This is a genomic window from Enterobacter sp. 940_PEND, assembly GCF_001059415.1.
Lineage (GTDB): Bacteria > Pseudomonadota > Gammaproteobacteria > Enterobacterales > Enterobacteriaceae > Enterobacter > Enterobacter cloacae_M.
Genome location: NZ_JUMS01000155.1, coordinates 13,722 through 36,906 on the forward strand (window position 1 = coordinate 13,722; position 23,185 = coordinate 36,906).

Sequence of the window (23,185 nt, forward strand, 5' to 3'; positions counted from 1 at the left end):
GTTATGACCTGGCTTCTTTCAGCAGCTGCTGAATGATCTTTTCCTGCTGCGCATAATCTCCTTCGCCAAAGGCGGTATAGCGTAGCTGGCCTTTGGCATCGAAATAGTAATGCGCTGGCCAGTACTGGTTCCCGAAAGCGTTCCAGATTTTATAGTTGTTATCCGTCACCACCCGATACGGCAGCTGCCATTTCTCCACCGCGGTTTTTACCGACGAAAGCGGCTTTTCCCAGGGATATTCCGGCGTGTGAACCCCAATCACGACCAGCCCCTGAGACTGATACTTCGTGGCCCAGTCTTTCACATGGGGAAGCGTATGCTGGCAGTTAATGCAATCCCACGTCCAGAAATCAATTAATACCACCTTCCCTCGCAGAGATTCAGACGTGACAGGGTCACCGTTTATCCACCCTGTTCCCCCGCTTAACGAAGGCAGCTGGCTGCTGGGCTCTGTCATCACGACCGGCCGGAGCTTCACCGGCGCGGCTGTGGGTTTCGCCAGCGTCAAAAGTGTTGTCTCCAGACGATCCGCAACGCCATTTGCTCCTTTCAGAAGCGAAGTCATTCCTGTCGCGTTAAATACGACTGCCGCCAGCATCGCCACGCCAGCCCCCTGCCGCAGCCTTTCCATCAGCGCCGATTTTGCTCTTAACGGCGCAATCAGCGTGCGGCCGCCGAAAACGAGCAGGCTCAGCATCAGCGCGCATCCGATGCCGTAGGCCGCCAGCAGCGCGCCCGTCGTAATGGCCGAATGGCCCGCGATATTAATGCTGAAAATGGCGCCCAGTATGGGACCGGCGCAGGGAGACCAGAGCAGCCCCACCGCGAGCCCGGCCAGAAAAGCCGATACCATACCGCGCGTTTGCCCGCTTCGGGTGTTCAGGACATTTCCCGCGCTGACGGCCGGACCCGCAATACGCTGGGCGAATGACGGAAAAATTAAGGCCAGCGCGGCCGTGGCCAGAATGACTAGAGCGATCCAGCGCCCGACGATGGTTGCCTCTGCGATCCACTCGCTGGCGACGGTGACGGCCATCGCCACCAGGGTGAACATCACGATCATCCCCGCGAGCAGGGCCAGAATATGTCGTCGCTGTCCCTGAAAACCGGCGAACAGGAGCGGAATAACCGGGAGAGTACATGGGCTGAGCAGGCTTATCATCCCGCCCAGAAAAGCGATTACCAGAAACATAGACACCTCACAATACAAGTCCTGCGACGCTGCAGTGAGGCTATTTCATCGTGCGGATGTGTTCAGGATATGTGTAAAAAAGCAGGTTTTGTCTGACTCTGTATCACCCAGGCCGGGAGATACAAAGCCGTACAATTAACGGCGCGGTAGCGTAATGGAGACATCCAGTCCGCCTCCGGCCCGGTTCGTCAGGTTGAGCTTTCCTTCAAGCTGAGCGGTGAGCTGCGCGGCAATCGCCAGTCCGAGTCCTGTTCCGCCGGTATCGCGGTTGCGCGATGTTTCCACCCGGTAGAACGGCTGTAAAACCGCCTCAAGCTCGGCTTCAGGGATCCCCGGCCCGTCGTCCGTGATGTGGATAACCACCTCCCGGTCAGACGAATCATCGATGGCTATTACAGCGCGTTCGCCGAATTTGAGCGCGTTATCCAGCAGGTTAGTCATCACCCGGCGGAGCGCCTGGGGACGCGTAACGATTGGCAGGCGGGCATCGCTTGCCTGAAACTGCACGTTTTTACCGATGTCCTGATAATCGCAGGCGATGCTGTTGACCCAGGCGTTTAGCTCCAGCTTCAGCGGGGTCTCTTCCAGCGATTCTGATGACCGGGCATACGCAATCCCCTCCCGCACCAGACGCGTCATGTTATCAAGGTCGTTCAGAAGCTTGTCGCGAAGTTCTGGTTCCCCTGCCATTTCGACACGGAGCTTCATGCGGGTAATCGGGGTCTGGAGATCGTGAGAAATGGAGGCCAGGATCTGCGCGCGCTCCCTGAGATAAGACTGAATGCGTGCCTGCATTGCGTTGAAGGCATGCGCTGCACGCTGCACCTCAAGCGGACCTTTCTCCGTCATTGGCGTGCTGGCCGCCGGATCCAGCGAATCCACCGCGCGGGTAAATTGTGAAAAAGGCCGCACCACCTGCCGCACGGCAATCCAGGCGCACGCAGCCAGCAGCAGCAGCTGCAGGATCAGCACTACGGGCAACCAGCTGGCGACCGGCGGCATGCGCGGGATCAGGTCAATGGTCAGCGGCGCGCCGTCGCGCAGCGTCAGATGCGCCTGGATGTGTGAAACGGCACCAGGGACGGCGGTGAAGCTGAGCGGGTACTGTGTCGCGAGCGTCGCTTTTAAGGTTCGGATGGCGTCCTGCGAACGCCTATCCGTCGGCGCGTTGCCGGGCTCTCCCGGTCCCAGAATATAGCGATAGTTACCCCGTTGGAGGCGCGGAAGCCAGGCCGCGCGTTCGCTGGCCGGTAAGCGGTCTAAAATGGCGACGCTGGTTGCGACGTCGTTTTCCAGATTACCGAGCATCACCGTTCTGGCGCTGTGCATTCGTTCAATCATGACCAGCGTCAGGCTCAGGGCGTTGGCCAGCAGCAGGCCGGACAGCACGACGAGCAGCAAGCGGGCAAGCAGCGAGCGTGGCCAGAACCTCATTCGTTAGCCTCTTTGATGGTGACCGGCATCGTAAAAACGTAGCCTTCGCTGCGCACGGTCTTGATATAGGCGGGCGTGCGGGCATCTTCGTTCAGGCGCTGACGGACCCGGCTAACCAGCAGGTCGATAGAACGTTCAAACAGCTCGGCGTCGCGACCCTGCGTGAGGTTGAGCAGCTGATCGCGGGTCAGCACCCGCTGAGGATGGTCAAGGAAAACGCGCAGCAGGCGATACTCCGCCCCGCTGAGCGCGACGATCACCCCTTCCGGATCGATTAAGTGGCGGGCGACGGTATCAAGCTGCCATTCACCGAACATCACCAGCCGCCCGGCTTCTGTCACCTGCAGATTGGGCGGCATCGTGCGAAAACGTCGTAAAATCGCTTTGATACGCGCCAGCAGTTCGCGGGCGACAAACGGCTTCACCACGTAGTCATCCGCGCCCATCTCCAGACCCAGGATCCTGTCCGTCTCCTCATTGCGGGCCGTCAGCATCAGGATGGGCAGATCTTTATATTTCCCGACGCGTAGCTCTCGACACAGCGTAAGGCCGTCGTCGCCGGGCATCATGACATCCAGCACCACCAGGTCGATATGCTGTTTATCCAGCACGACGCGCATCTCTTTACCGTTGGCCGCGCCCGTCGCGCGATAGCCAGACTTACCGAGATAATCGACAATTAGTTCACGAATATCCCTGTCGTCATCGACGACAAGGATATGATCAATATGCTCCACCGAAATCTCCAGACCGAAGGTTAACGTACTGAAAATAGCACATTTCAGAGCTTGTCCGCGTCAACGACGGCCTTGACGAAATCCTGCGGATCTTCCTGAGGCGGATTGTGCCCCACGTTTGCCCCGAAGGTGCGGTGCTCATATTTACCGGTAAATTTACCCGCGTAGGCCTGAGGTGCCGGATGCGGCGCACCGTTGTTTCCGCCTTCGATGGTAATCGTTGGAACGGTTATATTCGGCAGCGTAGCGAGTTTTTGCTCGTAGCTGTCGTATTTGCGCTCGCCTTTTTCCAGCCCTAAACGCCAGCGATAGTTGCTGAGCGTCACGGCGACGTGATCCGGGTTATCGAGGGATTTGGCGCTGGCGTTAAAAACAGCATCGCTAAATTTCCAGTCAGGCGAGGCCTGAGACCAGATTAAGCGCGCGAAGTCACGCGTGTTTTTGGCATAGCCCTCAGCACCGCGCGCGGTGGCGAAATAGAACTGATACCACCACTGCTGCTCCGCTTTTGGCGGCAGCGGCTGTTTGCCAATCTGCTGGCTGCTGATGAGATACCCGCTCACCGACACCAGTGACTTAACGCGCTCTGGCCACAGCGCCGCAACGATATCCGCCGTACGAGCGCCCCAGTCATATCCTGCAAATACCGCCTGCTTAATATTCAGGGCATCCATCAGGTTCACAATATCTTTCGCCATGGCTGAAGGCTGGCCGTTGCGCGGCGTTTTGGCTGACAGGAAGCGCGTGGTGCCGTAGCCGCGCAGAGAAGGCACAATCACCCGATAGCCTTTTGCCGCCAGCGCGGGCGCAACGTCGGCGTAGCTGTGAATATCGTACGGCCAGCCGTGCAGTAAAATAACCGGCTGGCCATTTTTCGGGCCGATGTCGACATAACCGACATTCAGATCGCCGGCGTTAATTTGCTGTGGATGATCAAAGGCTGCCGCGAAGTTTGTACCGGTGACTTCAGCCTGACAGGACATCACGGTGCCAAGAGAAACGGTCAGTGCGAGAGTTGAGTATGCGAATTTGCTAAACATGTTGGTATCTCCGGTTGAGTAGAATTCACGGGGATATAACAACACGGCAATGTATAGCGGATATGTGCGAAAGCGGGTTTATTGCAAGCCTGTGTATGTATCCGGGACGCAGATACAGTGTGATACAAACACAGGCGTTGTCGCCTTAAAGGGAGAGGCGATAGCGGACGTAATCGTCAGCTTGACCGTATTTGTCATAGAGTTTACGCGCCGGGTTGTTCTCACGGGTGACCCAGTACAGTTTTGACCACCCTTCGCGCTTGCCTTCCTCAATCAGAGCATCAATGAGCGCCTTACCGGCTCCCGCCCCGCGTTCGTCGGCATCAACAAACAGATCTTCCAGATAGCAGACGGGGGCCGTTGACCAGGTTCCTTCATGCAGAATGCACATCGCGAAACCAATGACCTTTTGGTCCTTCTCGACCACCCGGCAGAACATCCGGGAATGCGCTGAGAGCGCCCTTTCCCATGTCGATGCGGTGACGGATTCCTCGAGGTAGCAATCATAAAAATGGGTATAGCCATCCCAAAGCGGTCGCCATTGGGAGTAATCGTCTTCGCATAGAGGTCTTACCGTGACAGCCATGTGTTCCTCACATTACAAATCGATCGCCATTTCGAAACAGCGTAAATCAGCCCCCGCCATACGCGAGTGATGATAGGTTTCGCTCAGCGTCACAAACCCCAGTTTCTGATAAAACGACTGGGCGTTAGGCGTTGCATCCAGCCTCAGGCGGGCTATCCCCCTGCTGCGGGCCTCATTTTTTAGCGCCTCGATAATCCGGGTCGCCATGCCTTTACCGGATGCAGCGGGCAAGGTGAATATCGCCTCCAGACAGTGGGTATCCAGATCCAGATAGCCGGTTGCCGCAATATCACCCTTTTCATCTTCCACCACGTAAAAAGGGTATCCAATGACCATCTGCCGATAGCGTTCTGGCATGAGATCCGGCGTCCAGCGCGCAATGACGTCGGCGCCGTAGCTGGTTTTACAGCCGTGACGAATCGCCTGATTGCGAATATTCCAGAGTATTTCGGCTTCCTGCGGGTTTGCCCGTCTTAATGCCATGATGACCTCTGCAATTCTTAGTAGTATGGGAAAAGAGCTTACTGGGATAGAGTGCCGTTAAGATGAAAATACCAGAACGCAAACAAAAGCATAACGCTTAAATATGGAGATCAGCGGATGACGATACCGACGCTCATGACAGAACGCTTACTGCTAAAGCCTCTGGTTGCCGAAGATGCGGCCCAGATACAAAAGCTTTATCCGCGCTGGGAGATTGTCCGCTATATGGTCTCTTCTGTGCCCTGGCCCTACCCGGACAACGGCGCAGAGAACTATGTCAACAACGTGGCGCTGCCGGATATGGCAAAAGGGATCGCCTGGTTCTGGAGCATCCGCCGTCGCGAGGTGCCGGATGAGTTGATGGGTATTATCTGTTTGTATGACGTCGAAGATAACAACCGTGGATTCTGGTTGGCCCCGGAGTTTCAGGGCCAGGGATACATGCGCGAGGCCAGCATTGTCGCGACGGATTTCTGGTTTAATACCCTAAACAAACCCGTATTGCGCGCGCCGAAAGCCGCCGCCAATAGCCGCTCCCGGCGTATTTCAGACAGTAGCGGCATGCGGCTTATCAGAACGGAACAAAAAGCCTACGTCAGCGGCATGCTGGATTCTGAACTGTGGGAAATCACCCGCGACGAGTGGAACGCCCGTCAGGTCAGCTGATAATGCTTATCCGGCATCAGCCTTTCCGGAATGTTCTCTTCATCGTTCATCTGCAGCAGATCGCGTTCCATCATGTTGCAGATGGCGTCCAGGGGCAGATCGTTATCTTCTGTGCCGAACGGGTCTTCCAGCTCTTCCGCCAGGGTGTCCAGCGAGATAAAGGTGTAGGAAATCAGGGCCGAGACAAAGGGCGTCATGTAGTGCAGATCTACAACCAGCGCGAACGGCAGCATGATGCAGAACAGATACACCGTGCGGTGCAGAATCAGCGTGTAGGCAAACGGTACCGGCGTTGTCGCAATACGCTCGCATCCAGAAAGGACGATGGACATATCGTTCAGACGGTTGTTCAGGCTATGGAACAGGATGTCTGAAAGCTGGCCGTTTCGTCGCCGCACGGCCAGCCACTCCCCCATGATCAGTAAAATACGGTTTGCCGGCGAATTGGCGCTCATCACCTGACGTAAATCATCCGGAGCAAGGTAGCGAGAGAGCTGTTCGGCGTTCAGCTCCCGGCGCAGGGTCATACGCAGACAGTTGGCAAAAGCTATCTGCAGGCGAACAAATTCCCCCAGATGCTTATCGTCAGGCAAGGTGTTTTTTACCTCGCGAAACAGCGAGCGTGCCGCTATCATCAGCTGCCCCCACAGCAGGCGAGCCTCAACGTAGCGTGAATAACAGGCGTTGTTTCTGAAACCGAGAAAGATTGCGATCGCCACGCCGAGAATGCTGAATGGCGCCACGGTAAATTTGATGCCCAGCGAGGTATACCACGGCAGCATCAGGATAACGGCGATAGAAAGCAGGAAGTTGAGCAGCAATCGGGTATAGATCTTAGGCAGTACCGAACCGTGCCAGACAAAAATCAGTTGTAGCCAGTGCTGTTTAGGACGAACAATCATAGTGAGTTTCAAGCAGGAAAAGAGCGTGACTATTAAACGTGATCCCCCTCACGGTTGCAAGCATGTTAACGGAACATTGAATTTTATGACCTGTTTAGCGATAACCGCACGGTGCTGCATGTGGTTTTAAAAAAAGAGCAAATAGTATGTTGTAACTAAATTAAGATGTAATTAAACCCGGCCGAAGCCGGGTGACGTCATTAGCACAGGGGTTTCACCGCTGCACGCATTTCCTTCAGGAGAATGGCGTCAAGATCCAGTGTGACCTGGTCGACAAGTCCGGAGACCTGCGTGAGATCCTGTTCCCAGTGCTCGCTCAGGCTCAGCACAGATTGCACCAGCTCACGGGTGCTCAACTGCTGGTCGCGATGCTGTGCCCACAGCTGTTGATAACGTTCCAGCCAGAATGCATCATCCTGCACCGGATAGTTCTCCCCGTTACGCTCCCCGCGATAAAACGCTATCAATGCAGCCAGCGCGAACGTCAGACGCGCGGGCAGTTGTCCGCTTGCCTTCTGACCTGCCAGCAGCTGCGGCAGGATGCGGGTGCGGTATTTCGTCATGCCGTTAAGCGCAATGGAGAGCAGCTGGTGTCTGATGTAAGGGTTGCGAAAACGCCCAGTTACCGCGCTGGCGAAAGATTCCAGCTCGTCACGCGGCAGATCGAGGACAGGAATAATCTCCTGATAAATCGCTTTTTCGACGAACGCGCAGATCTCTGCATCATTCATCGCCTCGCCTACCGTATCAATCCCTGCCTGGAATGCCACCGGCACCAGCGCCGTATGTGCGCCGTTCAGAATAGCGACTTTGCGCTCTTTGTAGGGCCTGATGTCGTCGACAATCAGCACGTTTAACGGATACTTATCCAGACGGAGTTCCTGTGCAAGGGATGCCGGCCCCTGGATAACGAACAGATAGAAATGTTCAGCCGTGTCCAGGAACCCATCGTGATAGCCCAGCTCGGCTTCCATAGTGGCCGCTTCGTCGCGCGGGTAACCGGTCACGATACGGTCGACCAGCGTAGAGCAGAAGCTGTTGGCGTCATTTAGCCACTGAATAAAGGCCGCAGGCAGGGCCCACTCCCGCGCATAGCGCAGGACAAGTTCATGCAGCGCAGCGCCGTTGTAGTCAATCAACTCGCACGGAATGATGATCCAGCCTTTATCCGCTGCACCGTTGAAGTGGCTAAAGCGCTCAAACAGCAGCCGCGTCAGCTTCGCCGGGTAGCTTACCGCAGGGGCATCGTCGAATCTGTCCCCCGCGTGGTAGCTGATACCCGCTTCGGTGGTGTTTGAGAAAACAAAACGCATATCCGGATTGTGCGCCAGTTTCAGGAACGCATCATACTGGCCGTAGACGTCGATCTCCCGGTTAACCGAGCGGATAAGACGGCTCTCACTCACCGCTTCACCCTGCCCGTTCAGGCCGCGAATGATAGTGGTATAGAGACCATCCTGAGTGTTCAGCGACGGCGGGAAGTCGCTCTGAATAGGACGAACGATAACCACACCGGCGTTAAGATCGGTATGTTCATTTAGCAGGTCAATTTGCCAGTCGACAAACGCACGCAGGAAGTTGCCTTCACCAAACTGAATAATGCGTTCCGGGTATTGAGCACCGGGAAAATCACGACGGTTGAGCGTGTTCACAAGAGGGTTCCTTTTATGATTAGTCATACAGCCTGATAAGATTGGTACGATAACTTATCAAAACTTAACGACCAGAAACCCTGTTTTGATCAATCCACGGTGTAGTTGTACAAAATAATCATAAGAACTTATAGAACACGGAGGTGGCCGTCATGGCGCCGTCCGGCATCAGGGCATAGCGCGGGATCTCCCCCACCTTTTGCCAGCCGGCGCGCTGGTAGAACGTCTCGGCGCCGCTGCCGGTGGAGGTATCGAGCACCAGAACGGAAATATCTCTGGCCCGCGCCTCCGCTTCAAGCGCTTCCATCAAGGCCATCGCGGCACCTTTCCGGCGCGCTTTCTCGTGAACCAGCAGCTTCGCCACATCGGCGCGATGCGGCTGGTTTTCCGGCTGGTCGACGATCAGCTGCACCGTTCCGATGACGCCGTCCTGCGGGTCGATACTGGCCAGGACGAGGCGCTCGTTGCGCCCTACGCTTTCAGCGATGCCGCGCCAGAACGAACGAGCCTTATCCAGACTAAAGGGAAGCATAAAGCTGACGGATGCCCCGCCGCTCACACAGTTTTCGAGGATCGCGGCCAGCGCATCAAGATGGGTGAGAATGTCGTCTCGGGTTAGGTTTTTAATTTGCAGTGAGGTATTCATTGTTTTTCCTTACGTTGAATACCGTCACTCTGCATTTAACATCTTCTTAACGCAAACGGATCGGACATACGCTTTTGTTATGTTACCGGGCGCGCTGGCGCTGCTGTTTCATGGCATACATCTTTTCATCGGCATCTTTTAACCACTGCTGCAGGTCGTTGCCGTTATGATCGAATTCACTGAGCCCCCACGAGAAATGGAGAGACCAGGGATGTAGCTTGCGGGCGTTATAGTTTTCTACCTGCTCGGCAAGATACTGCATGGCAATCCAGGCGCCCTGCTCATCCGTATCCGCGAACAGCACGGCGAACTCGTCCCCGCCAAAACGCACCAGCAGATCCGCCTCACGGAAAGAGGCGCGCATCAGCTGCGCCATCGCTTTCAGCGCCTTATCCCCCTCTTCATGCCCGAAGCGATCGTTAATTTCCTTAAAGCGATCCAAATCCAGCCAGCCGAGCGTGAGCGGCTCAGCGCGACGTCGGGCAACGGAAAGCGTGAACCGCACGAGCTGATTAAAGCCCCGACGGTTGAATAACCCGGTTAATTCATCCGTGGTCGCCGCGCTGATGGCAGCAAATTCATCCTCTGCCAGCGCGCCAAGATCCCCCAGCACGGCGAGGTCGGCGGCAGAAAACTCGCGGGGAGCATAATCAATCAGGCATAGCGAGCCAACGCTTGCGCCGTCGCGCAGGCGCAGCGGGAAGCCCGCGTAAAACCGCACGCGAGGCTCACCGGCCACCAGCGGGTTATCCGCAAAGCGATCGTCCTGAAGCATATCCCCCACCACCAGCGGCGCTTCGGTGAGGATCGTATGCCCGCAAAATGAGATATTACGCGGAACGCTTCCGGGTGCCTGACCGTCGGCCGACTTAACGATCAGCGAATGCTCATCAATGAGATTGACCATCGCTAGCGGCACCTGGAAGAAGCGTTTTGCCAGACGCGTTAAGCGGTCAAACGCCGGGGAGCTGTCGATCTCAAGCAGACCTGATTCTCGTAGCGAGTTGAGTCTGTCTGTTTCATTTTCAGGGGTTGCAGGTGCTTTCATAATGTCTCCTGACGTAAAGCGTTACTAAAAGCGTAGCTTAAACAGAGACATTGTCAGTGTTCTGACGTCCTGTTAAGCCGCTTACTATTCACGTCAATGCCTTATGACGATTAACGCAGCTATGTTTCACTCCCGGAGGGCGCGGCAATCTGCTCGTCCGCCACCCGGGCGCTGGTACGGTTTCGACCCGCTTTTTTGGAACGATAGAGATGATCGTCCGCTTCGGCCATGAGCTTGTTGAAGACCTCGGTCAGCTGCCAGGACTCAGCCTTTCCGCTGCCGAGGCCAATGCTGACCGTCAGATAGAGCGTCTGGTGACGCCATGTAAAAGGATGACTGGCAACGGTGGATCGGATACGTTCAGCCAGTTCAAAACCATGCTGCGCGTCGCCTGAATTGACCACCACGGCGAACTCTTCCCCGCCCATGCGCGCCACCATGCCGTCTTCACCGACGACCTGCTGAACCTGTCGGGCAAACGACGCCAGCACGCGATCTCCGCACTCGTGGCCGTAGTTATCATTAATGCTCTTGAAATAATCAATATCCAGCAGCATGACGGTCAGAAAACGCGTATGCCGGTGCGTCTCTTCATGCTTTAACGCCTCATAAAGCCCGGAACGCGAGTAGACGTGCGTTAAAAAGTCATAATCCGCCCTCAGTGAAACCTGGCGGATCAGGGAATTAATCGCCGCCATGCTGACGGAAACCATCACCGGACAGATCGCCATCGTGGCGATCCCCAGCCGGGCTGAAAACATCATTGGCGTCGTAAACGGCGTCGCCACGGCAATATTAATAATCGAGTTGGCGACCAGAATAATTTCAGTGGCGCCCGTGATAAACGTCAGCAGACAGGTCGCAGGCAACGAGTAACGAACCGCACACCAGATAAGCGCAGGCAGAGGAAACGAGAGGCTCCCCGCTCCGCCAATCACCACCGACGCGATCACCGAGACGATCAGCGCAATCACCGGCAGCAGCTGCTCCAGACGTAGCCTGAGCTCACGCCCGGGCATGCGTAACGTGAGCATACAGGGCACAACAAGCACGCCGGTTGAGAACTGCTCGCTAAACCAGTCGGCAAACAGCGGCCAGAAGGTATGACTGTCAATCCCGACCGACCCTACCGCGCCGAGCAAGGCGCAAAGCAGCGCGGCAATCAGACAGTAGTTAAACAGGCGTAATGCGTTAAGCGGATCGGGGGTTTTCTTCATCAGCCGCTTGTCGCGCTGAACCAGCACGGCGACGACGACGATAAAGATCATGTTTGACAGGTTGATCACTACGGAGGCCATACCCCAGTTGGTCGTTACCGCGTCGTACAACAGCATCGCGACATAACATACCGCATAGTAATGCAGGCGATTCAGGTAAACATAGCGGGCGAAGATCCCTGCCATGACGCCGTTCAGCGGCCAGAACAGAGAAAGGGCCTCAACGAGCCGTAATTCCGCGCCCACAAAATAGAATAAGGTTGTAAGGATGAAGATCGTCGCTGCATTTCGCAGCGGCGTGTCAACCTGGAACGGCCTGAAAGCGGTAAGAGCAGAACGCATTAAATATCATTCCATATGAAAGCTTATGGCAATTATTGCGGTCGTCAGCATGATCGGGACTAACTTGGGATGCATCTATAACACAAATACCACGGGAGTATAACTCGTCAAATTTAGGCGTTCATCTGCAGCACCAGCCAGTGGTGGATGACGCTGACGATATAATTTTGTTGCTGCGCCCTGAGCGTTACGCCCTGTGGAATGTTATGCCATTTTGCCAGACAGCCCCGGCAACAGGTTGCGGTGGCATGCTGGGCGATAAATACCGGGTGACCGCGCATGGGCGTCTGTTTACCGTCGTTGGCGGGATGCGCGGGCGCAAGGCGCTTTTCGACAAAATCCGCGGCGTGCCGATCAATGGTTTCGGGGCCTTTGTCCCAGCAGTACTGTCTTTCCTTATCGCCTAAGCGAAAGCGCGAGCGAAATGTCGATCGCGCCAGGCGGGAAAAGAGAGGATCCAGATCGGACATCAGTATACGGAACGTCCCAGGCGCTGGGTCAGTTTCTCCAGAACCGCCACGCCGGCAAGGGAATTTCCCGTTTCATCCAGTTCCGGGCTCCAGACGGCTATTGCCATTTCATGCGGCACAATCGCTACGACCCCGCCGCCAACGCCTGATTTAGCCGGAAGCCCAACGCGCCAGGCAAACTCACCGGCGTTTTGATACATCCCGCTGGTGGCCATCAGCGCGTTAACCTGCCGGGCCTGAAGCGGAGAAACCACCTCCTGATCGAGATGCGGCGCGTGCCCCTGGTGTGCAAGGAACAGGAACGTCTGGGCCAGCTCAACGCAGCTCATTTTCAGGGCGCAGTAATGGAAGTAATTTTGCAGCACGGTCGCCACGTCGTTGTGGAAATTACCGAAGGATTTCATCAGCCATGCGATAGCCGCGTTACGGGCGGAGTGTTCAAACTCCGAGCGTGCCACCACCGCATCATAGGCAATATCGTCAACGCCAGAGAGCTGGCGAACAATCTCCAGCATTCGCTGACGCGGTGCGCTGAGGCGGCTTTGCAGCATATCGCAGACCACCAGCGCCCCGGCATTGATAAAGGGATTTCGCGGTTTACCCTGTTCAATCTCGAGCTGAAGCAGCGAGTTAAAAGGCTGGCCGGAAGGATCTTTACCGACACGCTGCCAGATCTCTTCTTCTTCATACTGGCGCATCGCCGCAACCAGACTCAGCACTTTCGAAATGGACTGAATGGAGAAACGCTCAGTCGCATCGCCTGCCTGGTATCGCTGTCCGTCGATGGTACAGATAGCAATCCCCAGCTTATTCCCGCTCACCGAGGCAAGGGCCGGAATATAGTCGGCAACCTTCCCCTTTCCAATTAACGGACGAACCTGCGCCAGAATCTCGTCCAACATCTCATTATGGATGACCGCAGCCACACTTTGCTCCTTGCCCTCAGGCTAAAACGGGCTGCGAGTATAACAGAGGCTTATGTATTGCGTCAGGCGCTAAGACGAAAACGCGAAACGGCCTGCAATAAAAGATCGGATTGCTTTTGCAGCCGCTCAGAGGCATCCGAGGCGTCTGAGACCAGCAGGTCCGTCTGACGGGAGACCTGATTCAGCGCCTGAAGCTGGCGCGTCATCTGGTGAATACTGTCTCCCTGGCTGAGCGTGGCGGTTGAGATCTCATTAAGCAAACTGCTTAAATTGCCCACCAGACCGGTGACCTGCTGCAGATTCTCTTCCATCAGGTTAACGGCACGGGAACCGTCTTCAATACCCTGCAGCGAACGGTTGATCAGCTCCTGAATGGTCTGCGTCGAGTGGCTGCTTTTTCTGGCCAAAAGCCCGACTTCCCTGGCGACGACGGCAAAGCCGCGCCCCTGGTTTCCGGCATGGGCCGCCTCGATGGCCGCATTCAGCGCCAGAATGTTGGTCTGAAACGCCACGCTGTCGATCATCGCCACGATCCCGCGCATCTCAGAAGATCGGTCGACGATCGCCTGCATAGACGCATTCACGGTAGACATCATTCGGTCGCCGCCCACGGCCGCCTGACGCGCCTCATCGGCCCGCGAGCTGGCGAGCCTGGCATAGCCGGTATTCCCTTCCACATGGCTTTCCAGCGCCGCAATATGCGCCGTCACATCCTCAAGCTCTTTTGCCTGGCGCGCTGACTGCTGATACAGCTTCTGGTTACCCTGCGCAAGGGAGTCAATGTTCTCCACCATCGTGGCGGTGGCATGGCTCACCTGCGTCACCAGCTGCTGCAGACCGTGCTGCATAGTCGCAATGCTGTCGCTAAGCTGACCTATCTCCCGGTTAAAGCGCATGACGTTCGGCGGGGTGCCGGAGAGATCCCCTGCCGCCAGCCGGTTAATATGCGCTATCAACCGACGCAGCGGCGTAATCACCCATCTGGACATGCCGAACCAGACGACAGCCGCGATGGCAAGCAACAGCACCGGCGCAAACAGGAACAACGTTTGCAGGCCGGAGAGCTGCGCCATTAAGCTCTGACGCCCCTGCATGGCCTGCTTCTCGCTTGCCTGCTGATAGCGCGCATAGTTGTCGTTAAAATCAGACTGAAACGCCTGAGCCGGTACGGCAAAAAACGCGTCGATGGTGTTGGTCTTAATCAAACCTTCAGCCTGCTCGTTGATCGCGCCGTAAAAAAGCTGATAGCTGTTCACCAGGGCGTCATCTTTCGGCGGATTCAGCGCCAGCCAGGCCTTCCACGCCTGCTGAGAAACCGCCAGCGCCTTTTGCGCATCATCCATCAGGCTGTGCCAGCTTCCGTCGGAGCCGGTCTCTTTATCCTGCATAAACCAGACGCCGGACCGGTTAAGCAGGTCGCTTGCCGCCAGCAGGGAAACACGGGCCAGATCCAGCTTGCTCTGCTGCTGCCAGGCGAGAAGGTTTTGCTGCTCGTTGCGCTGGGCGTCGTTCAGGGAAGCGTTAAGCAGGAATGAGGAGGAGAGCTGCAGCGCGGAGAAAAGGCCAATAATGCAAAAGATACCCGTCAGCAGGCCAAAGTGACGAGGGGTGAGACGCTGCGCAATACGGCGAAAAATTTGCGTTAGGTTCATAATTATCTTCATTAACAAGCCGTTAGACGCGTGCGAGTCTACGAAATGAAAATGACAGAACCATTGCAGATAAATGACAACGGCCCTCGTGATGAGGGCCGAAATCACAGGCGGGCGATAAATTACACGCGATCCTTCCACACAGTCTGCACGTTGCAGAACTCGTGCAAACCAAAGTGGGAAAGCTCGCGGCCAAAGCCGCTTTTCTTCACGCCGCCGAAGGCCACGCGCGCGTCGCTGGCGCTAAAGCCGTTGATAAACACCCCGCCGCACTCCAGTTCGCGGGAGAATTTATCCGCCAGCGCTGCGTCAGCGGTGAAGACGGTAGCGGACAGGCCAAAGTCGCTGTCGTTGGCAAGCGTAAGGGCGTGCTCCGCGTCTGTTGCTACCGTAACGGCCGCGACCGGACCAAACAGTTCCTGGCGGAACGCCGTCATCGACGGGGTGACGTTGGTCAGCACGGTTGGCGCGTAGTAATTGCCCTCTCCGCTGATTTTCTCTCCGCCCAGCAGCAGCGTTGCCCCTTCGGCCAGGGTGGCCTGCACCTGCTGATGCAGCTCATCGCGCAGGTCAAAACGCGCCATCGGACCCAGGTAGTTCTCTTCTTCTTCCGGTGCGCCCATCTTTAACGCGGCGACGGCGTCAACGAAGCGGCGAGTAAAGGTATCCGCAATCCCTTCTTCCACAATGAAGCGTTTGGCCGCCGCGCATACCTGTCCGGTATTCTGATAGCGACCCGCCACCGCCGCCTTCACGGCAAGATCCAGGTCGGCATCGTTGAGAACGATAAACGGGTCGGAACCGCCCAGCTCAAGAACGCATTTTTTCAGCGCGGCTCCTGCCTGCGCGCCAATGGCCGCACCGGCACGCACGCTGCCGGTGACGGTCACCGCCGCAATACGGCGATCGTTAATCGCCTGGCTTACGCCGTCATTGGTGGCGTTCACCCAGCCGAATACGCCTTCAGGGACACCGGCATCCGCAAAGATCTGCCCAATAAGATCCGCAGAGCCGAGCACGTTTGGCGCATGCTTAAGCAGATAGCTGTTACCTGCCAGCAGGATCGGCACCGCGCCGCGCAGCACCTGCCAGAGCGGGAAGTTCCAGGGCATTACCGCGAGAATCGGCCCCAGCGGACGGTATTCAATAACCGCGTTCTGGTTTTCCACCTGCGTGGGTTCCGCACGCAGCATCGCCGGGCCATGCTCGGCATACCAGTCGCACAGACCGGCGGATTTTGCCATTTCCGCCCGCGCCTGCAGGATGGGTTTGCCCATTTCACGGGAGATGGTCTGCGCCATCTCTTCCGCGCGTTTTCGCAGCGCGGCGCCGAGATCCCGCAGCTTCTGCGCCCGATGGGACACGCTTTCGCGTCGCCACTGGCGATACCCCGCGTCTGACTGATAAATCGCGCGTTCAACCTCTTCCGACGTCGCCCATGCGAAGGCACCGAGGGTTTCCCCCGTTGCCGGGTTAACGGACAGGGCATGTGTAGCAGATGAATATTTCATGATGTTCTCCACGCATTTCGGTTGATTGATTGTGGCTCAGTCTGCTATTTCTTAAAAATGAATAATACTAACCACCTTATTCACGAAACGAGAATGCTATGGACTTAACCCAGCTTGAAATGTTTAACGCCGTCGCGCTGACGGGCAGCATCACCCAGGCGGCGCAGAAGGTGCATCGCGTGCCGTCCAACCTGACGACCCGCATCCGCCAGCTGGAAGCCGATCTTGGCGTTGAGCTGTTTATTCGTGAGAACCAGCGTTTGCGTTTATCCCCGGCCGGGCATAACTTCCTGCGCTACAGCAGGCAGATCCTCGCCCTGGTGGATGAAGCGCGCATGGTTGTCGCGGGGGATGAGCCGCAGGGGTTATTTACCCTCGGCGCGCTGGAAAGTACCGCCGCCGTGCGCATTCCGGAAACGCTGGCACAGTTTAACCAGCGCTATCCGCGCATTCAGTTTGCCCTTTCGACCGGGCCATCCGGGACGATGATTGATGGCGTACTGGAGGGAACCCTCAGCGCCGCCTTTGTCGACGGGCCGCTGTCGCACCCGGAGCTGGAGGGCATGCCGGTCTACCGGGAAGAGATGATGCTGGTCACGCCTGCCGGTCACGCGGAGGTCGCCCGCGCCACGCAGGTCAGCGGCAGCGACGTTTACGCCTTTCGCGCAAACTGCTCGTACCGTCGACATCTGGAAAGCTGGTTTCATGCGGACAGAGCCACGCCCGGCCGCATTCATGAGATGGAGTCCTATCACGGCATGCTCGCCTGCGTCATTGCGGGCGCGGGTATCGCGCTGATGCCGCGCTCGATGCTGGAGAGTATGCCGGGACATCATCAGGTTGAAGCCTGGCCGCTGGCGGAAAACTGGCGCTGGCTCACTACCTGGCTGGTGTGGCGGCGCGGGGCGATGACCCGCCAGCTGGAAGCCTTTATAGCGCTGCTAAACGAACGTCTTCAACCAGCGCCTTCTCCATAAACAGGCTGAGCGGATCGTCAGCGTACGGGGCAAACGCCGGACGCAAATCGTACCCGCACTGCTCGTACAGTCGAACCGCGGCGCGCTGTTTGATGCCCGTCTCCAGCCTTACCGTGTGGCAATGACGGCTCAGGGCCTCATCTTCCAGGGCGGCCAGCAGCGTTTCACCCAGATGCTGCCCGCGATGGGCCGGGTCAATATAGACCCGCTTCATCTCGCCCGTACCGTCGCCGTTGAGCACGATAGCGCCACAGCCAACGGCCTGAAGCTGCTGGTCGCGAATGATCATCAGGATCAGCGAGGCTTCCGGCAGCGCAGCCAGATCGAGCAGATGATTACTTTCAGCGGGATAGAGTTCGCTCTGATAGCGGTCAAGCGCCGCGATCAGGCTAAGAATGTCCGGGTGACGTGCAGATTCAGAGGTAATGGAATACATGGCAGGCTCCTTGCTTTTTTATGAGGCTAAATTTCAACATAGCGCAGGCCTGCCAGGGTGCTTCATAGTATTAACTTATGTCATGACGCCAGCGTCAACTGGACATCTAACGCCCTCAACCCGGCCTGTGTCGCTTCGTCCAGCCTGCTGTCCGTGACGATATCCGTCAGGGTATTAAGATGCGCCACGTTAAACAACGACCAGGCTCCGTACTTGGAACTGTCCGCCAGCAGCACGCGACGTTTTGCATTGGCAATCAGATCCCGCTTTAAGGCAGCCTTCTCTTCCGTTGGTGAGGTAATGCCGCGGGTGATATCCCATCCGTTACAGCTAACGAAAGCCACGTCTGGCCACACGTTCTGCAGCAAGCGACGCCCGTGCTCACCGATGCAGGACTGACTCGAATCATCAATACGCCCGCCAATTATCGTCACTTCAATCTGACGGAATTCCGAGAGAAACAGCGCGATGTGCAAGTCGCTGGTGATGACGCGAAGCGGCAGATGCGTAAGTTGGCGAGCGAGTTCAATCATCGTGGTGCCAGCATCAAGAACAATGGCGTCGCCCGCTTTAACAAAGCTTGCCGCCGCGCTGGCGATGGCGTGTTTTTCTGCCAGACTGCGCTGCATTTTTTCATGCGTTGTGGGCTGGGAAGGAATAAACCGGTTAAGGGTAACACCGCCATGGGTGCGGCTAATGACACCTTCCTGATCGAGCTTTATCAAATCCCTGCGGATCGTCGCCGGAGAAGCATCGGTAATTGCCACCAGCTGATCCACCGTCACCAGATTGTGCCCTTTCAGGTAATCCATTATCTGCTCTAACCGGTTATATCCCTTCATATCATTCCCGTGTAATTTGCATAGCCAACTGGATAGACACCGTCATGCTCTCAGACTTCGCTTTGCCGGTCCAGGCAATATCGAATGCGGTACCGTGGTCCGCAGAGGTACGGATAAACGGCAAGCCGGCGGTGATATTCACCCCGTCATAAAAGCCGAGTAATTTTAGCGGAATATGCCCCTGATCGTGATACATCGCAACGACCATGTCATACATTCCTTCGTGGCATTGCATAAATACCGTATCCGGTGGACACGGTCCGGTGACGTTTACCCCCTGCGCTTTCATCGCGTCGATAGCCGGGCCGACAATCTTGATCTCTTCATCGCCAAACAGGCCGTTTTCACCCGCATGCGGGTTAACGCCGGCAACCGCAATGCGCGGTTGTTGAAAGCCGACGCGTTTCAGGAATCTATCCGCAATCCCAATCACGGTTTTTACCCGATCCTGATTGAGCGTATCAAGGAATTTGCGCAACGCAATGTGGGTCGTGATGTGAATCACCTTCAGTTTGTCCGTATACAGCACCATGGCGTAATCTTTGCTGTCGGTCAGATGCGCCAGCAGCTCGGTATGACCCGGATAGAGATGCCCGGCCAGGTGCAGCGCCTCTTTATTCAGGGGAGCCGTTGCAATCGCCTTCACCTCACCCGCCATCGCCAGTTCGGTAGCACGCTTCACGCAGCGATAAGCCAGATCCCCGGCCTCAGCCTGAACGATACCCGGCTTCAGTGCATCAGGATCGGCCAGCGGTTCATCAAGCACGTTAATCACGCCAGCGGCAAAGCGCGCGCCGCTGACCGTTTCGATAGTGCGGATATCCGCCTGCCCGGTGATTCCTTTCTCAAGCACCCGCTGCAGCGTTCTGGCGCAGCCCACAACCACCACAGGCGCCCCTGACAACTCACCCTCGGTGAGGGATTTGATGATGATTTCCGGGCCAATGCCAGCCGGGTCACCCATGGTTACAGCAATAATTTTAGTCACTCAGTCTCTCCTCGATAAAATGCAACACCTCAAGCAGCGTCTCTTCGTTTCCGAAGCCCCCTGCTTTGGTCATTACCGGCTGCTGCCAGCCACAACCCAGAAATTTTCCGACTGGCACGCACTGTGCGACGCACCCGGTAATCTCAAACCCCCGAGCGTCCAGTGCCCTCGCGACAGCCATCGCCACGTCGCCACCGGAGACGTACAGCGCGTCAGGCGTCTGCGCCGCAAGCACCTGTCGGGTCAGTTCGCCTAAAAACGTACAGATTTTTTCGCCCAGGCCTGCGCGAGTGACACGATGCTGCTGGCAGAGTTGCTCGACCTGATGCCGGGCCTCGTGGCCCGCACAGGTATGCACAATGCAGTGATGGCCAGACTGAAGTACCTGCGCAATCTGTTCGAGATACCCGGACGTGTCTCCGCGCAGCGCGTCATTCACATCAATGAGTACCGACGAGACGTCCGCCTGGCTTACCGCCAGCGCAATCTGTCGTTGCGCGATCTCACTCATCGAGCCGACGACGGCCAGCAGTTGTTTACGCCGGACCGGGGCCAGATGACGGGCCAGCGCATCGCATAGTCCAGCAGAGCCCACCAGCAGCGGCGTCTGTGAGCAGGCCAACGCGGCATCGATAATGGCGTCCATCTCCTCATCGGTGTGCGCATCCACGATGAGCCATTCCGTTCCTCGGGCAAGTTCGGCAGTGAGCATTTTCACGGTCACGCTTTTAGCGCTCACCCCGGTAAACAGGTCAGCAATAGCGGCAGACGGGACGGGCGTTTTGGGATCGCTGGCAAATTCGGTTTCATTCACCGGAACGCCGTTTACCAGACACCTGCCGTACCGCGTGATTCGCCCTGCTGACGGGTATGCCGGCGCCACGATCACCTGCCGCCTGCCGCTTAATGCCTTAAGAACTTGAGATTCGGCTCCTGCGTTGCCGCGCAGCGTGGAATCCATCTTTTTAATGAGCCAGCGGGCATCCGCGATTTCAGCCCCGAGTGCGGCCACCCTTTCGGCCGCCTCCGATGCCTTCAGCGCCCGGGAGTCGGTGTTAACGATCAGCACATCGCTCGCCTGGGTAAACGGTGTATGAAACGCCACGCTGACTTTTTTGCCACACAGCGCCAGGCTGACACCGGCATCATTTGCGCCGGTAAAGTCATCGGCGACGACCACGACCACTCTGTTCACATTGCTCACTTTCATCCCCACTTCGGGTTAATCTTTCCCGTTAATGATTATATTCAATCATGATTGATTATATGTGAGCAAGATCAAGTTAATCAGTTTGCGAATAAATTATAAATTTAGCCACACGATGACCATGAAGCGTCTTGCTTGAGCGAAATCAATCATGGATACAGAGACAGGAGAAAAGCGTGGTTACGATCAACAGCACCCTGATTAGCGGGGCGAATGCCATCGCCGCCATCAGGCCATTACTTACTGATAAAACGCAGATCCTGCTGGTGACGGACGGCAATATTGCGCGTCTGGAGGCAGCAAAGCAGATCCGCGCGATCCTCGAAGAGGAGCAGCGCGGCGTCACAATTATCGACAATGTCCCGCCTGAGCCCACCCATCACGACGTGAACCAGCTGCTCTCGACGTTAAAGGGAACGTTTGGGCTGGTCGTCGGGCTCGGCGGTGGTAGCGTACTGGATGTAGCCAAACTGCTTTCAGTACTTTGTCACCCGCTTTCTCCGGGGCTGGACAACCTGCTCGCGGGCATAAAACCGGTGGCACGCATCGCGTCACTGCTGATCCCGGCCACTGCAGGAACCGGATCGGAAGCGACGCCGAATGCCATTCTGGCCATACCGGAGCAAAGCACGAAAGTGGGCATCATCTCCCCCGTCCTGCTGCCCGATTACGTCGCCCTGCTGCCGGAGCTGACGACCAGCATGCCCGCACACATTGCCTCATCCACCGGGATTGATGCCCTGTGCCATCTGATTGAGTGTTTCACCTCAACGGCCGCTAATCCGGTTAGCGATAACGCCGCGCTGATGGGCCTGTCTAAGCTGCTCAACAACATTGAAACGGCCTGCGCCGAACCGGGCAATCTGCTGGCGAAACTGGAGATGCTGTGGGCGTCTTACTACGGCGGGGTCGCCATTGCACATGCTGGCACGCACCTGGTTCACGCCCTGTCCTACCCGCTCGGCGGCAAATATCACCTGCCTCACGGGGTGGCCAACGCGATTCTGCTGGCGCCCTGCATGCGCGTGGTTCGTCCCCACTGCGTGACGAAATTTGCGCAAGTCTGGGATTTGGTGCCCGGCGCGGATACGTCGCTGTCAGACGAAGAAAAATCCCACGCTCTGGTGGAGTACTTTGCCGCGCTGGTTCGCAGACTCAACCTGCCGGATAACCTGGAGACACTGGGCGTACCGCGTGAAGATATCGCCTCCCTCAGTGATGCGGCCCTTAACGTTAAGCGGCTCATGAACAATGCACCCTGTCAGGTTAATCACGACGAGGTGCAGGCGATTTACCGGACACTGTTTCCCCAACATTAATAGCCAAGGAGTGTGTAATGCGTAACAACATCAGGGGCGTGCTAACGGCCGTTGTAACCCCCTTTGACACGGAAGGCGCGCTGAGCCTGTCGGGCCTGAAACGACAGATCGATCGTCAACTCAGTGCTGGCAACGGCATCTTCTGCGGCGGCACAAACGGCGAGTTCTTCGTGCTTAACGAAGAAGAAAAAATCGCCGTCACCCGCACCTGCGTGGAGACGGTGGCCGGGCGCGCACCGGTCGTGGCGCACATTGGGGAAATTTCGACCCGCGAAACCATCCGTCTGGGGAAACAGATCGCCTCGCTGGGCGTCGATGCCGTTTCCGTCATTACCCCTTACTTCGTTCCGCTGAAACAGTCTGAACTGGTCGCGCACTACACCGCTATCGCCGACGCGCTAGCCGTACCGGTATTTCTGTACAACATTCCAGCGCGTACCGGCAATACCATTGAACCCGCTACCGCACGCGCGCTGGCCGAACATCCCAACATCGTCGGTATTAAAGACAGTGCCGGGAGCTATGAAAGCCTGCGTGGATTCCTTAATGCGGTGAGGGACATGGATGGATTCGACGTGCTCAACGGCCCAGATTCGCTTATCCACCAGGGCTTCGTCGACGGATGTTCGGCCTGCATTTCCGGGCTGGCAAACGTGGCGCCGACGGCCATCAACGCTATCTGGTCACGCTTTAACGCGGGGGATATTGACGGTTCCCGCCTTGCGCAGGAGAGCGTCACCCAACTGCGCACCGAGCTGTACAACGTGGCGTTTTCCCCTGCCGCAGTCAAAAAAGCACTGCAGATCATGGGGGAAGACGTCGGTGAGAGTCGATATGCCGTGGCATTTAGCGAGCAGCAGTGCCAACAGATACGCCGAATAGTGACAACGTCACTTAACTAAACGGCGTTGG

At 56.8% G+C, this 23,185-nt stretch carries 23 protein-coding genes; 4 read left to right on the forward strand and 19 right to left on the reverse strand.

What is annotated here, in order from left to right:
- Position 1: 1 nt before the first annotated feature.
- The 6 genes from ADJ24_RS21645 to ADJ24_RS21670 form a co-directional block, all read right to left on the reverse strand.
- Positions 2-1,192 carry a cytochrome c biogenesis protein/redoxin gene (locus tag ADJ24_RS21645; protein ID WP_023311805.1) on the reverse strand — a complete coding sequence of 397 codons (1,191 nt, stop codon included), beginning with the start codon at positions 1,190-1,192 and terminating at the stop codon, positions 2-4.
- 135 nt (positions 1,193-1,327) lie between these two features.
- On the reverse strand, positions 1,328-2,626 hold the full coding sequence (locus ADJ24_RS21650) for an ATP-binding protein (protein WP_023311804.1): 1,299 nt from the start codon (positions 2,624-2,626) through the stop codon (positions 1,328-1,330).
- Entirely contained in the window at positions 2,623-3,363 is a 741-nt protein-coding gene (locus tag ADJ24_RS21655) for a response regulator (protein WP_023311803.1), read from the reverse strand. The genes ADJ24_RS21650 and ADJ24_RS21655 overlap by 4 nt, the downstream gene beginning before the upstream one ends.
- Positions 3,364-3,407: 44 nt before the next feature.
- Positions 3,408-4,403, reverse strand: a complete 996-nt coding sequence (locus ADJ24_RS21660) for an alpha/beta fold hydrolase (RefSeq protein WP_023311802.1) — start codon at positions 4,401-4,403, stop codon at positions 3,408-3,410.
- Positions 4,404-4,548: 145 nt separating this feature from the next.
- Positions 4,549-4,989, reverse strand: coding sequence for a GNAT family N-acetyltransferase (locus ADJ24_RS21665; RefSeq protein ID WP_023311801.1), 441 nt, complete (start codon positions 4,987-4,989; stop codon positions 4,549-4,551).
- Between the two features lie 12 nt (positions 4,990-5,001).
- Entirely contained in the window at positions 5,002-5,472 is a 471-nt protein-coding gene (locus ADJ24_RS21670) for a GNAT family N-acetyltransferase (RefSeq protein WP_023311800.1), read from the reverse strand.
- 117 nt (positions 5,473-5,589) lie between these two features.
- Here ADJ24_RS21670 and ADJ24_RS21675 point away from each other — a divergent pair, with 117 nt between their 5' ends.
- Entirely contained in the window at positions 5,590-6,138 is a 549-nt protein-coding gene (locus tag ADJ24_RS21675; protein ID WP_023311799.1) for a GNAT family N-acetyltransferase, read from the forward strand.
- Here ADJ24_RS21675 and ADJ24_RS21680 read toward each other — a convergent pair.
- The 9 genes from ADJ24_RS21680 to sad form a co-directional block, all read right to left on the reverse strand.
- Positions 6,126-7,040, reverse strand: coding sequence for a bestrophin family protein (locus ADJ24_RS21680; RefSeq protein ID WP_023311798.1), 915 nt, complete (start codon positions 7,038-7,040; stop codon positions 6,126-6,128). The genes ADJ24_RS21675 and ADJ24_RS21680 overlap by 13 nt on opposite strands.
- 200 nt (positions 7,041-7,240) lie before the next feature.
- Positions 7,241-8,692, reverse strand: coding sequence for a tagaturonate reductase (locus ADJ24_RS21685; protein ID WP_023311797.1), 1,452 nt, complete (start codon positions 8,690-8,692; stop codon positions 7,241-7,243).
- 118 nt (positions 8,693-8,810) lie between these two features.
- Positions 8,811-9,338, reverse strand: a complete 528-nt coding sequence (locus tag ADJ24_RS21690; RefSeq protein WP_023311796.1) for a GNAT family N-acetyltransferase — start codon at positions 9,336-9,338, stop codon at positions 8,811-8,813.
- 82 nt (positions 9,339-9,420) lie between these two features.
- Entirely contained in the window at positions 9,421-10,386 is a 966-nt protein-coding gene (locus tag ADJ24_RS21695) for a sensor domain-containing diguanylate cyclase (protein WP_023311795.1), read from the reverse strand.
- A 119-nt stretch (positions 10,387-10,505) separates the two neighbouring features.
- A complete protein-coding gene (locus ADJ24_RS21700) occupies positions 10,506-11,945 on the reverse strand; it encodes a sensor domain-containing diguanylate cyclase (RefSeq protein WP_023311794.1) in 1,440 nt (479 codons plus the stop codon).
- 113 nt (positions 11,946-12,058) lie between these two features.
- The gene (locus tag ADJ24_RS21705; protein WP_023311793.1) at positions 12,059-12,415 is read right to left on the reverse strand and encodes a DUF4186 domain-containing protein; all 357 of its coding nucleotides are present in this window, start codon (positions 12,413-12,415) and stop codon (positions 12,059-12,061) included.
- Entirely contained in the window at positions 12,415-13,341 is a 927-nt protein-coding gene (glsB, locus tag ADJ24_RS21710) for a glutaminase B (protein WP_023311792.1), read from the reverse strand. The genes ADJ24_RS21705 and glsB overlap by 1 nt, the downstream gene beginning before the upstream one ends.
- Before the next feature lie 62 nt (positions 13,342-13,403).
- Positions 13,404-14,993, reverse strand: coding sequence for a methyl-accepting chemotaxis protein (locus tag ADJ24_RS21715; RefSeq protein WP_032668436.1), 1,590 nt, complete (start codon positions 14,991-14,993; stop codon positions 13,404-13,406).
- A gap of 122 nt (positions 14,994-15,115) precedes the next feature.
- Positions 15,116-16,504, reverse strand: coding sequence for a succinate-semialdehyde dehydrogenase (gene sad, locus ADJ24_RS21720; protein WP_023311790.1), 1,389 nt, complete (start codon positions 16,502-16,504; stop codon positions 15,116-15,118).
- Positions 16,505-16,602: 98 nt separating this feature from the next.
- On the opposite strand from sad, the gene ptrR reads away from it, so the two are divergent.
- Positions 16,603-17,481 (forward strand): putrescine utilization regulator PtrR, encoded by an 879-nt coding sequence (gene ptrR, locus ADJ24_RS21725; RefSeq protein ID WP_023311789.1) that lies wholly within the window; start codon positions 16,603-16,605, stop codon positions 17,479-17,481.
- Here the strand turns inward: ptrR and ADJ24_RS21730 are convergent.
- From ADJ24_RS21730 to dtnK, 4 genes are all read right to left on the reverse strand, one after another.
- Positions 17,435-17,917 (reverse strand): GNAT family N-acetyltransferase, encoded by a 483-nt coding sequence (locus tag ADJ24_RS21730; RefSeq protein WP_023311788.1) that lies wholly within the window; start codon positions 17,915-17,917, stop codon positions 17,435-17,437. The genes ptrR and ADJ24_RS21730 overlap by 47 nt on opposite strands.
- Before the next feature lie 80 nt (positions 17,918-17,997).
- A complete protein-coding gene (locus ADJ24_RS21735; RefSeq protein ID WP_023311787.1) occupies positions 17,998-18,759 on the reverse strand; it encodes a DeoR/GlpR family DNA-binding transcription regulator in 762 nt (253 codons plus the stop codon).
- A 1-nt stretch (position 18,760) separates the two neighbouring features.
- Positions 18,761-19,747, reverse strand: coding sequence for a D-threonate 4-phosphate dehydrogenase (locus ADJ24_RS21740; RefSeq protein ID WP_023311786.1), 987 nt, complete (start codon positions 19,745-19,747; stop codon positions 18,761-18,763).
- A complete protein-coding gene (dtnK, locus tag ADJ24_RS21745; protein WP_032668435.1) occupies positions 19,740-20,957 on the reverse strand; it encodes a D-threonate kinase in 1,218 nt (405 codons plus the stop codon). The genes ADJ24_RS21740 and dtnK overlap by 8 nt, the downstream gene beginning before the upstream one ends.
- A 173-nt stretch (positions 20,958-21,130) precedes the next feature.
- On the opposite strand from dtnK, the gene ADJ24_RS21750 reads away from it, so the two are divergent.
- Positions 21,131-22,273: an iron-containing alcohol dehydrogenase gene (locus ADJ24_RS21750; RefSeq protein ID WP_023311784.1), complete on the forward strand. Its 1,143-nt coding sequence runs from the start codon at positions 21,131-21,133 to the stop codon at positions 22,271-22,273.
- A gap of 17 nt (positions 22,274-22,290) precedes the next feature.
- Positions 22,291-23,175, forward strand: a complete 885-nt coding sequence (locus ADJ24_RS21755) for a dihydrodipicolinate synthase family protein (RefSeq protein WP_023311783.1) — start codon at positions 22,291-22,293, stop codon at positions 23,173-23,175.
- Positions 23,176-23,185: the final 10 nt, after the last annotated feature.